The sequence below is a fragment of the Saccharothrix tamanrassetensis genome, from assembly GCF_014203665.1.
Classification (GTDB): domain Bacteria; phylum Actinomycetota; class Actinomycetes; order Mycobacteriales; family Pseudonocardiaceae; genus Actinosynnema; species Actinosynnema tamanrassetense.
Map to the genome: position 1 here is coordinate 375,896 of NZ_JACHJN010000001.1, position 12,555 is coordinate 388,450.

Sequence of the window (12,555 nt, forward strand, 5' to 3'; positions counted from 1 at the left end):
GTCAGCCTCCTACTTCCTGAAGGGCACCGTCCCGGCGCATGGCCCCGGCCACGTCGGCGAGGCAGGTGATCGTGGGTTCGTCCAGCTCGCCACCGGTCAGGGCGCAGCCGAAGCGGTCGTTGACCATCGCGATGATCCGGGTCAGCGCCAGCGACGTGGCGCCGAAGTCGAACAGGTCGCCGTCCACCGGGACGTCCCGGCGCAGCACCTCGTCCGCGATCGCCTTGACCGCGAGCAGCGCGGACCCGTCGGTGGGGCCCGCGCCCGGCGCGGGCGCGGAGGTCAGCTCGCGCAGCGCGTCGAGGTCCGCCTTGCCCTGCGCGGTCATCGGCACGTCGGCCACCACGTGGAAGGCCGACGGGCGCAGGTACCCGGGCAGGTCGGCGACCGCCTCGGCGAGCAGCGCCTCGGTCACCTCGGCGACGTCCCGGCCGGGCGGCGGCGCGACGTAGGCCACCAGCCGCACGTCGCCCTCGCCGAAGTCCTGGGCGGTCACCACGGCGGTACCGACGGCGGGGTGCGCCAGCAGCCGGGTCTCCACCTCGCCGGGCTCGACCCGGTAGCCGCGCACCTTGAGCTGGCGGTCGATGCGGCCCAGGTAGACCAGCTCGCCGTCGCGCACCGCGGCGCGGTCGCCGGACCGGTACCACCGCTCGCCGTCGATCTCGACGAACCGCTCGGCGGTCAGCTCGGGGCGGTCGAGGTAGCCGCGCGCCACTCCCGTGCCGGCGACGTACAGCTCACCGGGTTCACCGTCCGGAACGGGTCGTCCGGCCTCGTCCCGGACCTCCACCCGCACACCGGGCAGTGCCCGGCCGATCGGGCTGACCGACGGGTTCTCCAGGTCCGCGGCGGTGATCCGGCGGTACGTGCCGTGCACCGTGATCTCGGTGATGCCGTACATGTTGACCAGCCGGGGCGACTCGTCGCCGCGCCGGGCGAACCACGGGGCGAGCACCGGCACGTCCAGCCGTTCGCCGCCGAACACCACCAGGCGCAGCGCGAGTTCGACCGGGGCGGGTGCCGCCAGGTCCGCGGCGATCAACTGGCGGAACGCGGACGGCGTCTGGTTGAGCACGGTGACCCGTTCCCGGCGCAGCAGCTCCAGGAACAGCGCCGGCCTGCGCGTCACGTCGGCGGGCACGACCACCAGCCGGCCGCCGAACAGCAGCGCGCCCCACAGCTCCCACACCGAGAAGTCGAAGCCGGCGGAGTGGAACAGCGTCCACACGTCCAGGTCGTCGAACTCGAACAGCCTGCCCGACTCCCGGAGCAGCGCCACCGCGCTCCGGTGCTCGACCTCGACCCCCTTGGGCGTGCCGGTCGAACCGGAGGTGTAGATGACGTAGGCCGGATCGCCGGGTCGGGAAGTGGCGGTCGGGCCGCCGTTCACCACCGGATCGCCGTCCTCGTCGGCGTCGGCCCACAGCACCGGCCCGGACCACTCGGCGAACGCGTCGGCGGTGCGGGTCACCGCCACGGTCAGCGGCACCCCGCTGTCGGTCAGCACGTCCGTGATCCGCTTGGCCGGGTGGTCGGGGTCGACCGGCACGTACGCGCCGCCGGCCTTGAGCACGGCGAGGATCGCGACGACCAGGTCCGCCGACCGGTCGACGACGACACCGACGCGCACCCCCCTGGACACCCCGCACCGGCGCAGCCGGGTGGACAGCGCGGTGGCCCGGACGTCCAGTTCGCCGTAGGTGACGTGTTCCGACCCGCAACTCACCGCGACCCGGTCGGGGACCTCGGCGGCCCGTTTCGCGAACGCGGTGTGCAGGCACTCGGTGACGGCCATGCCTCAGTCCCCCGTCTTGGTGGCGTACATGCCCCAGTGCTGCGGCGTGAGGGCCATGTCGGCCAGGCTGCCCTGGACGAACATGCGGTCCCAGCCGCCGCCGCCCTTCTCGTCCGGGATCCACTGCTTGGTGAAGACCTCGCGGGTTTCCGGGTCGCTCATCGCCCGCACGCCCATCAGCGTGTAGTAGGAGCTCAGCGACTTGAGGTGGATGAAGTGGTGGATGCGGTCGGACTGGCCGAACGCCTCCTCGTACAGGAAGATCGTGGCGTGCCCGGCGAGGGCCTTGTTCCAGCTCTCGCACAGCGCGCGGGAGAACGCCCGCCCCTCGGCGCGGAACTCGTACTTCAGCTCGCCGACGCGGTGCATCACGATGCCGGAGTTCGCGGAGTGGAGCTGCTGCTCGACCGGGACGACCGTCTGCTGCTGCGCGACCGGCACGGTGAACGTGGCCGGGCCGTCGGCGTCGGTGCTCACGCCGTCCGGAGTGGACTCGCTGGTGCCGTACATGCCGAAGGCGGACGGGATGAGCACCGTCTCGTGCAGCGCGCCGTCCAGGAACAGCCGGTCCCACGAGCCGCCACCGCGTTCCGCCGGGATGCGCTGCTTCATGATGATGTCCCGCCACCCGGTGTCCTGGGTGCCCATCCGGATGAGCGTCTCGTAGGCGTGCAACGACTTGATGTGCAGCAGCCAGTGCAGCCGGTCCTTGGTGCCGAACGTCTCCTCGTACACGAACACGCTGACGATTCCCGCGTAGTTCGTGTTGATGTAGTCGGAGAGCTCGCGGGCGAACTGGCGTCCTTCGGAGCGGAACTCGGCGCGCAGCTGGCCGACCCGCTCGACGATGACGCCCGCGTTGCCCGAGTGCAGGATGGCGTCGCGGGCGAGCGACGTCTGGTCCTGCGCCGTCGGCAGGGCGAACGGCGGGCTCGATGTCGCGGTCATCGCGGACTCCTTCGCTGGGTCTGGTTCGACGGGCGCCCGGCCACGCTAGCCACGCCCCGGTTCCTCGTTCTGCTCATTACTGGTCACTCCGTCGGCTCGCGACGATGTCCGCCGCCCGGCGCATCAACAGCTCGGCGATCACGTCCACGTGCCGCAGCCGCCAGTCGGCCAGCTCGGTGCCGTGCACGAGGCGGTTGAACGCCCCGATCGCGGGTCCGGTGTGGACCTGGAAGTTCGCCCGCTCCTCCGCATCGCCGCGCAGGGCGGCACCGGTGGTGTGCGCGAAGTACCAGCGGAACGCCAACGCCATGCGGCGCTTGGCGTCGGCGTCCGCCACCAGCCCGGCCCGACCGGTGTCGCGGTAGTGCCGTTCGGTGTCGCGCCACACCTCGTCGAACGGCTTGCGGAACGTGGTGCGCTCGATGCCCCGCCTGGTCGGCTCGGGCACCTCGTCCCAGCCGCCGTAGCGCTGGTACACCTGGAGGAGCTGGTTGGCGCGGGCGGCGAACATGGTGCCCCGGCGCAGGACCTGCACGCGGGAGCCGAACTCGAACATGTCGCCCGCCGGGGCGTAGGCGGTGTCCTGGACGCCCGCCTGCGCCAGCATGTCCTTGACCTCGTCGGACGTGCCGGCTTCCGGGGTGCACTGGTTGATCGACCCCGTGACGACGAAGTCCGCGCCGAGCACGAACGCGGCGGCGATGGCGTGCGGTGTGCCGAGTCCACCCGCCGCGCCCACCCGGACCGGCTTCGGGTACGGGTACCGGTCGCGCAGCAGCACCATGTCGGGGATCAGGGTGACGGCGTTGCGCGCGTCGGTGTGGCCGGCCGAGTCGGCTTCGGCGCAGAGGTCGCCGGCGACCGGTAGCCGTGCCGCCGCGCGGGCCTCCTCGGCGGTGAGCCCACCTCGGGCGACCAGCTCGTCCAGCACCTCCCGCGGCGGTGGGCGCAGGAACGCCTCGGCGACCTCGGGCCGGGACACCTTGGCCAGCACGTGCCTGGTCGCGGTGGGCGTGCCGTCGGGTGCGGTGTACGCGCCGGCGAACCGGAAGCGCACCAGCGGTGCGGTGATGCCCGTGTAGCCGGCGGCTTCGACGTAGCGGACGTCGTGGCGGACGTACAGGTCGGCGAGTCGGGCTTCGAGGGCCGGGTTGTCCGGCATCGCGAGCAGGTTCATGCCGAACCGGCCCGGACCGGGGTCCGCGGTGAGCTCCCGCAGCACGGTCGCCACCTCGTCGAACCCGAGGCCCCCGGCGCCGAAGAAGCCGAGGAGGCCCGCCTTGCCCATCCGGGCGACGAGGTCGACGGAGCTGATGCCGTGGTACATGGAACCCGCCAGGTAGGCCCGGTTCACGCCGTAGTCGGCGCGGAAGGCGGCGCTGCCCAGGCTCTCCGGGGTGACCGTCCGTTCGGGAACGGGCGGAGCCGCTGCCAGTACGGGACGCCAGAGGCCTGCCAGCACCTTGCCGGGCCCCAGTTCGCGGACCTCCCGCACGTCGTGGTCGACCAGGTACCGCATGGTCTCGCGCCATCGGACCGGCGTGCGCACCTGCAACGCCAGCAGGTGCCCGATCAGGGCCGGGTCGTGGGGGCGCGCGGTCACGTTCGAGATCACCGGGACGCGCGGCGGCGCGAACCGGACGTCCGCCAGCACGTCCTCGAACTCCCGCGCGGCCGGGAGCATGTAGCGGGAGTGGAACGGAGCCGCGACCGCCAGCGGCACGCACCGGCCCGCGCCGGCGGCCCTGATGGCTTTCGCGGCCGTGGTCAACGAGTCGTCGGGACCGGCCAGGACGACCTGGTCGTCAGCGTTGTCGTTGGCGATGTCCACGTCGGTCAGGCCCGCGTCGGCCAGCAGTCCCGGCAGCACGGAGAGATCCGGGCCGAGGACGGCGACCATGCCGCCGGCGACCGTGGTCCGGGCCATCACGTCGCCGCGGCGGCACACCAGCGCCAGTGCCGTCCCGAAGTCCAGGCACCCGGCCGCGAACAGGGCGTTGTACTCGCCGAGGCTGTGCCCGGCCAGGAAGTCCGGCGGACCTTCGTCGTGGACGGCCAGATAGCTCAGCGCGTTCACCACGAACAGGGCGGGCTGCACGTAACGGGTGTCCCGGAGCGCGCTCTCCGAGGCGCACAGCTCGGCCACCGGCACACCGATGACCCGGTCGGCGACCGCGCACAGGTCGGGGAAGCGGTCGAACAGGTCGCCGCCCATCCCCTTGCGCTGTGCGCCCTGACCGGGGAACACCCACGCGGACTTCGGTTTCGCGGACACACCTCACTGTCCGACCGCGACCGGCCCGGCTGCTGCCCAGAGTTGAGCATGGCCGGCGTCGGGCAATCCCGGAGCCGAGCGTGCCCCGAGTCGGGCACGCCCGGGGTTGAGCGTGCCCGGAGTCGAGCGTGCCCGGAGTCGGGCACGCCCGGGGTTGAGCGTGCCCGGGGTTGAGCATGGCCGGAGTTGAGCATGGCCGGCGTCGAGCATGCCCAGAGTTGAGCAGCACAGCCCGCAACCGCCCGCTTAGCGTGCGGCGACACCGTCAGCCGTCGGAGCGAGGGGCCCATGGGCGAGCAGACCGATGCCACCGGCACGATCCTCGGCGTACTGGCCGAGGTGCTGCCGCCCGGTACCACCGTCGACCCCGACACGTCCTTCACGTCGCTGGGGCTCAGCTCGCTGGCCGCCGCGCGGCTGCTGCTGGAGGTCGGCACGGCGCTGGACGTCGAACTGCCCATGGACGCGATCCGGACCTGCGCGAACGCCCGCGAACTCGCCGCGCTGGCACAGGCCGCCACCACCGGGGGCGGGCTCCTGCCGTCGGTGCACGCCGAGCCGGACCGGCGGCACGAGCCGTTCCCGCTCACCCCGTTGCAGGAGGCCTACCTGCTCGGCAAGAGCCTCGGCCCGGACGCGGCCGGGTGCCACGTCTACCGCGAGTTCGACGTCCCGGACCTGGACGTGGACCGGCTGCGCGCGGCGTGGGCGAGGCTGATCGACCACCACGACGCGTTGCGGCTGAGGATCACCCCGAACGGAAAGCAGGAGATCGCCGCGAAGGCCCCGACCTGGACGCTCGTGCAGGGTGACGATGCCGACGAGGTCCGGAACACGCTCTCGCGCAGGGTGTACCAGCCGAACGACACTCCACTGTGGACTCTGGGAGCGACGAAGAACGTCGTACACCTGAGCATCGACGCGTTGATCACCGACGGCACGGGCCTGGAGCTGCTGGTCGAGCAGCTGTGGGCGTGCTACGAGGACCCCGACCACGAGCTGCCGACGAGCGAGTACGGCGTGCGCGACCTGGTGGTGGCACTGGCCGAGCACCGATCCGGAGACGGGTACCGCGCGAGCCTGGACTACTGGGTCGAACGGCTGCGCGACATGCCCGCCGGTCCGGCACTCTCCGCCGCCGAACCCACCGACGACACCCGCGTGCCCCACACCGCCTCGTTGACGCCGAAGGAGTGGGCGGCCGTGACGTCGTTCGCCGGCGTCGCCGGGGTCTCGCCGACCTCGCTGGTGTTGACCGTGTTCATCGAGGCGTTGCAGCGCGCTTGTGCCGACCCGGACTTCTCCCTCGTCCTCACCACGAACAGCAGGTTGCGGCTGCCCGGTGCGGCGGACACCGTCGTCGGGCCGTTCACGTCGACCTCCGTGTTCATCGCCCGCCCCACCACGGCCATGCCCTTGGCCGAGGCCGCGCGGTCCGTGCACGACCGGCTACGCGCCGACCTGGACCACGCCGGCGTGCCGGGGGTCGCGGCGCTGCGCGAGTTGCGGGCGAGGAAGCTGCCGGCCCCGTCGTCGTTGCCCGTGGTGTTCACCAGCCTGCTCGACGTCGGCGGCGGACGGGCCGACGGCCGGTACGCGCTGAGCCAGACCACCGGCGTGACGCTCGACGCGCAGCTGTGGGAGCGCGACGGTGGGCTGCACGTGCGGTGGGACGTCCTGGAGAGCGCGTTCCCGCCTGGGGTGGTGGCCGGTGTGTTCGCCTGGTTCGTCAACGCCCTCCGCTGGCTGTGGCCGGGCGGGACGACCGGTGCCCGACCGCTCAACGACCTCCAGCAGGCGTACTTCGTGGCGCGTTCCACCGAGGGCGTCGGCCCGTGGAGCGGGTGCCAGGTGGTGCACGGGTTCCGGGTCGCCGAGCTGGACCCGCCCCGGCTGGAGCAGGCCTGGCTGGGGATGCTCGCGGACCACGAGGTGCTGCGCACGGTGGTCACCCACGACGGGACGTTGGTCGTCCACGACACCGTGCCGGACCGCTGGCACATCCCGGTGTCGTCCGGGTGGCCGCAGCGGGACATGGTCGGCCGGGCCTACCCGCTGGGCCGGCTGCCGCAGGGCGAGGTGCGGGTGAGCCGCGACGAGGAGGGTGAAGCCACCGTCCACGTCGCGTTCGACCTGTTGGTGGCGGACGGCCGCAGCATCCACCTGATGCTGCGCGAGCTGATGCACCGGTACGCCGACCCCGACCGGCCGGTCGCCGGGTCCGCGCCGTACGCGGAGTACCTCGCCGAACGGCGGGGGTCGGTGGCCGCGGCCCGGCAGCACTGGCGCGACCGGCTCGCCGAGCTGCCGGCCGGCCCCGTGGTGCCGGACACCACCGGCCCGCGCAGGAGGTTGACGGGCACCGTCACCGGGTGGGCGCAGTGCCGAGAGCACGCCCGTGCCCGTGGCGTGAGCCTGGACGCGGTGATCCTCGCGGTCCTCACCGATGCGTTGAGCGCCCACTTCACCGAGGACTTCGCCGTCCCGCTGGTGCGCTGGACGCCCGCGACCGAACGGTTCCGACCGGCCGAGCTCACCGCGCTGAGCTGGGTGCCCCGCGCCGAACCGGGCTCGCCGGTGGAGGTCGCGGCGGCCCGTATCCACCGGCAGCTGACCGAGGACGCCGAGGCGGACGCCGTGTCGGGCCTGACCGAACTGCGCAAGGCGGTGCTGCGCCGCCGCCGGTCCGGCGTCGAGTCCGGCTACCCCGTGGTGTGCACCGGGCTGCTGGAGCTGGCGGACGTGCCGCTGCCCGAGGGCGTCACCGCCGGGCCGTGGCTGACCTGCACGCCGGACGTGGCGCTGGACTGCATCGCCATCGACGAGGGCGACGAGCTGCGGATCTTCTGGGACGCGGCGGAGAGCGCGTTCCCGGAGGCAGTGGTGACCGGGCTCTTCGACGACTACCGCCGGGGGTTGCAGCGGCTGGTGGACGACGCCGAGTGGTCCGCCGACCGTCGCACGGACAGCGAACTGGACCTGGTGGTGCACCGCTGGAACGACACCGCCGCCGAGTTCCCGCACGACGGCCCGGTGCACCTGCTGTTCGAGGACCAGGTGCGCCGACAGCCGGACGCGATCGCCGTGCGCGGGCGGGCCGGCACCACGACCTACGCCGAGCTGAACGCTGCCGCGAACGGCATCGCCGTGCGGTTGCGGGAACTCGGGGTGGGAGCCGGCTCGGTCGTCGGCATCTCGGTGCGACGCGGTCCGATGATGGTCGCGGCGGTGTTCGGCGTCCTCAAGGCGGGCGGTGCGTACCTGCCGGTGGAGCCGTCGCTGCCACCCGCGCGGGCCGCGACCATGCTCGCCGACGCGGGCGCGACCGTCCTCGTCACCACGTCGAACCTGGCTGCGCCCGTCGACGGCTTGGACGTGGTGCACGCGGACCGGCTCGACGGCTCGCTCGCCGACCCCACTCCGGTGACGGACGAGAACGCCACCGCGTACGTCATCTTCACGTCCGGGAGCACGGGCCGGCCGAAGGGTGTCGCGGTGACCCACCGCGCGGTGCACAACCTGCTGCACTGGGCGCGGAAGACGTTCGGCTTCGGGCCTTCTGACGTCGGGCTGTGCGTGACGTCGCTCGGGTTCGACCTGTCCGTGTTCGACGTGCTCGGGCTGCTCGGCTACGGCGCCTCGGTCTACGTGGCCGACGAGGAGCAGCAGAAGGATCCCGCGCTGCTGCTGGACGTGCTGCTGGACGAGCCGGTGACGTTCTGGAACTCCGCACCGACGACCCTGGCGCACGTCGTGCCGCTGATGCGTCCCGGCCCCGGCACCGGGGACCTGCGACTGGTGTTCCTCAGCGGTGACTACACGCCGTTGACCCTGCCGGACGAGCTGCGGGCGTCGTTCCCCCGGGTCGACCTGATCAGCCTGGGCGGGGCGACCGAGGCGACCGTGTGGTCGAACTGGTTCCGGGTCGGGGCGGTGGACCCGACGTGGCGCAGCATCCCGTACGGCCGGCCGATCGACAACGCCCGGTACTACGTGCTGGACGCCGACCTGCGGCCGTGCCGGATCGGTGTGGAGGGCGACCTCTACATCGCGGGCGAGGTGCTCAGCCAGGGCTACCGCAACCGGCCGGAGCTGACCGAGGAGCGGTTCGTGCCGTGCCCGTTCGGGCCGCCGGGCGAGGTGATGTACCGGACCGGCGACCGGGCGGGCTTCCTGCCGGACGGCAACATCAGCTTCCTGGGCCGGGCCGACCACCAGGTGAAGATCCGGGGGTTCCGGGTGGAACTGGGCGAGATCGAACACCGGCTGCGCACGCACCCGGACGTGAAGGACGCGGTGGTGCTGGCACGGGACGAGGGCGGGGAGCGCAAGCTGGTCGCGTACGTCCTGGCGGCCAACGGATCCGCGCCGGGCGTGCGGGAGCTGCGGGCGCACGCGGCCGAGGTGCTGCCGGACTACATGGTGCCCAACCACGTGGCCGTGCTGGACCGCTTCCCGGCCAGTGCCAACGGGAAGCTCGACCGGGAGCGATTGCCGTGGCCGTTGTCCACCGCCGTTGCCCCGATCCCGCCGAACGGTGATCTGCGCCGGACGTTGATCGAGCTGTTCGTGGAGCTGGTGGGAGAGGACATCGACCCGGCGGTCGATCTGTGGGACCAGGGCGCGACTTCGTTCACGATGGTGCAGGTGTCGACGCGGCTGCAGAAGGAACTGGGCGCACGCGTGCCGGTGGCCGTACTGCTGGACAACCCGACGGTCGACGGAATCGCCGCGCACTTCGCCGCCAACCTCGCGCCTTCCACCGCACCGGACGAGCCCGCCGAGCCTTCCGAGCCTTCCGAGCCCGCCGTGCCTTCCGTGCCGCAGCCGGTCGACGTCGACATCCTCTCGACCGAGGCGAAGGCCGAGTTCACCGCCGCCCGCTGGGACCTCCGCGACGAAGGCACAGCCCTACCGCTACCCGACCGGCACCTCCCCACGCCCCTCTACCGCTGGCGCGGTGCACGGCGTGACTTCCTCGACCGCCCAGTCGACTTCGACGACCTCGCCTCCCTCCTCGACCTCCTCCGCCCCGTCACCGACGGGGACCGCAGCCGCAGGCTCTACCCTTCGGCGGGCGACACCTACGGCGTGCAGGTCTACGTCCACGTCCTGCCGGACCGGGTCTCCGGCCTGGCCGAAGGCGTGTACTACTACCACCCCGAAGAGCACGCCCTCCGACTGCTCTCCAACGGCGGGACACTGGACCGCACGGCACACTTCGTCTACAACCGACCGGTGTACGAACGTGCCGCGTTCGAGATCTTCCTGGTGGGTCAGGCGAAAGCCGTGCGTCCCCTCTACGACCAGGACGCGGACCGCTACCTCGCCCTGGAAGCCGGTTACCTGGGCCAACTGCTGATGAGCGGTCAGGCGGCGCGCGACCTGGGCCTGTGCCCGATCGGCGGTGTAGCCGCCGCGCCGATGCGGGAAGCGCTGAAGCTCGACCCGGACCACGTGTTCCTGCAGGCGTTCCTCGGCGGCCCGGTGGAACACGAGAAAGGCGACAAACCCCTCGCCCCCACCGACATCGCCGTGGTGGGCATGGCCGGTCGCTACCCCGACGCCGATGACCTCGACGCCCTGTGGCGCAACCTGTCCGCGGGCCGGTGCGCCATCGCCCCGCCGCCGGCCACCCGCGCCGACGGACCGCCCGGGGGCTACCTGCACGACGTGGACACCTTCGACAGCATGGTGTTCGGCATCGCACCCGCCGAGGCCGCCACCCTCGACCCGCAGCTGCGCCTGCTGCTGGAGGTCGTCTGGGCCTGTCTGGAGGACGCGGGCCACACCAAGACCACCCTCGGCCGCGTCGGCGTGTTCGTCGGCCTGATGTGGCACGACCACCGCCTCGTCGGATCGGACGACTGGCGGGCCGGCGGAGCGGCCCGGATCTCCGGCACAGGCTCGGAGATCGCGAACCGGGTTTCCCACGTGTTCGACTTCCGCGGTCCGAGCCTGGCCGTCGACACCTCGTGCTCCTCTTCCCTGACCGCCCTGAACCTCGCGGTGGACAGCCTGCGCCGGGGTGACTGCGACGCGGCCGTCGTCGGCGCGGCCAACCTGCTCCTGCACCCCTACCACGCATCCGTCCTCAAAGGACTGGACCTCATCGCCGAAGCGCCACCCAGGGCGTTGGACGCCGCGGCGGGCGGCTGGTCACCCGGCGAAGGCGTCGGTGCGCTGCTGCTGCGCCGACTGGACGACGCGAAGCGGGACCGGGACGTCGTGCACGGCGTGGTGGAGAGCGCCTGGGTCGGCCACTCCGGCGGCAGCAGCCGGTTCGGCACCCCGGACGTCGCGACCCTGACCGGCACCCTCGCCGAGGCCGTCCGCCGAGCCGGCCTCACCCCCGCCGACATCGGCTACGTGGAGTGCGCGGCGTCCGGAGCGGCGCTGTCGGACGCGGCGGAGGTCGAGGCGGTCGGACGGTTGTTCGACGCCGGCGCGCACATCCCCATCGGTACGCTCAAACCGAACCTCGGCCACGCCGAGGCCGCCTCCGGGCTGGCCCAGATCACCAAGGTGCTGCTGCAACTACGCGCCCGGCGGCTGGCCCCGACCCTCGTGGCGGACCAGCCGAGCGCACTGGTCGACCTGGACGGACTGCCGGTGCACTTCGTGGACCGTGCCCAACCCTGGACCGACACCCCGTTGCGGGCACTGGTGAACGCCGTGGGCGCGACCGGTTCCGTGGGACACGTCGTCATCCGGGCCGGAGAGGAAACCGCATGACCAGCCCCTGGCTCAAACCGCCCACCACCGACGCACCGGTCCTGCTCTACTGCGTCGCGCACGCGGGCGGTGGCGCGGCGTTCTTCCGACCGTGGCGTGACGCGCTGGCCCCCGACGTCGGCGTGTGCCCCGTGGTGCTCCCGGGCCGCGAAGCCCGGCTGCGGGAAACGCCCTGCACGGCGGTCGACCAGATCGTGCCACCGCTGGCCGCGGCCATCAGCGCCCACGCCGACCGACCGTATGCGCTGTTCGGCCACAGCATGGGCGCCGTCATCGCCTACGAGGTCGCCAGAACGCTCTCCACGCTGCCGGACGGACCGTCCCACCTCTTCGTCTCCGGCCGGCGAGCACCCCACCTGCCCGCCCGGCGTGACCCCCTGCACCCGTTGCCGCACAAAGAGTTCATGCCCGCCGTGGCGGCGATGGGCGGCACCCCCGCGGAGGTGCTGGACCAGCCCGACCTCATCCGGATGTTCCTGCCGGGCCTGCGCGCCGACTTCACCGTCAACGAGACCTACGAACACCGCCCCGGCCCGGCCCTGGACTGCCCGGTCACCGGCCTCACCGGGGACACCGACCCCGAGGTGGACCTGGCCGAGATGCGACGCTGGAACGACATCACCACCGGCCCGTTCCGCCTGCGCGTGTTCCGCGGCGGCCACTTCTACCTGACCGGCCCTCCCGCCGAAGTGGCGAACGCACTGCGCACCGACCTGGCAGCCGCCTGCTGATCTGGTCCGCGGGCTGTTGACCGAGCATGTAGTCGCGAACCCCTTTCGTCCTGGCCACCAGGGTGGGG

At 72.5% G+C, this 12,555-nt stretch carries 5 protein-coding genes; 2 read left to right on the plus strand and 3 right to left on the minus strand.

Annotation, left to right across the window (positions count from 1 at the left end; translation table 11 throughout):
• Position 1 precedes the first annotated feature (1 nt).
• The 3 genes from FHS29_RS01640 to fabD form a co-directional block, all read right to left on the minus strand.
• Positions 2-1,798 (minus strand): amino acid adenylation domain-containing protein, encoded by a 1,797-nt coding sequence (locus FHS29_RS01640; protein ID WP_184687529.1) that lies wholly within the window; start codon positions 1,796-1,798, stop codon positions 2-4.
• A gap of 3 nt (positions 1,799-1,801) precedes the next feature.
• Positions 1,802-2,746, minus strand: a complete 945-nt coding sequence (locus FHS29_RS01645) for a DUF6039 family protein (RefSeq protein ID WP_184687530.1) — start codon at positions 2,744-2,746, stop codon at positions 1,802-1,804.
• Positions 2,747-2,822: 76 nt separating this feature from the next.
• On the minus strand, positions 2,823-5,021 hold the full coding sequence (gene fabD, locus FHS29_RS01650; protein ID WP_312864694.1) for an ACP S-malonyltransferase: 2,199 nt from the start codon (positions 5,019-5,021) through the stop codon (positions 2,823-2,825).
• Positions 5,022-5,309: 288 nt separating this feature from the next.
• Here fabD and FHS29_RS01655 point away from each other — a divergent pair, with 288 nt between their 5' ends.
• Together FHS29_RS01655 and FHS29_RS01660 are read left to right on the plus strand one after the other, a co-directional pair.
• Positions 5,310-11,756, plus strand: coding sequence for a non-ribosomal peptide synthetase (locus FHS29_RS01655; RefSeq protein WP_184687531.1), 6,447 nt, complete (start codon positions 5,310-5,312; stop codon positions 11,754-11,756).
• Positions 11,753-12,487 (plus strand): thioesterase II family protein, encoded by a 735-nt coding sequence (locus FHS29_RS01660; RefSeq protein WP_184687532.1) that lies wholly within the window; start codon positions 11,753-11,755, stop codon positions 12,485-12,487. Before FHS29_RS01655 ends, FHS29_RS01660 begins: the two co-directional genes overlap by 4 nt.
• Positions 12,488-12,555: the final 68 nt, after the last annotated feature.

Bases quoted from the DNA above. Each gene is read 5' to 3' on its own strand.
- FHS29_RS01640 (WP_184687529.1), bottom strand. From the start codon at position 1,798: ATGGCCGTCACCGAGTGCCTGCACACCGCGTTCGCGAAACGGGCCGCC.
- FHS29_RS01645 (WP_184687530.1), bottom strand. From the start codon at position 2,746: ATGACCGCGACATCGAGCCCGCCGTTCGCCCTGCCGACGGCGCAGGAC.
- FHS29_RS01655 (WP_184687531.1), top strand. From the start codon at position 5,310: ATGGGCGAGCAGACCGATGCCACCGGCACGATCCTCGGCGTACTGGCC.
- FHS29_RS01660 (WP_184687532.1), top strand. From the start codon at position 11,753: ATGACCAGCCCCTGGCTCAAACCGCCCACCACCGACGCACCGGTCCTG.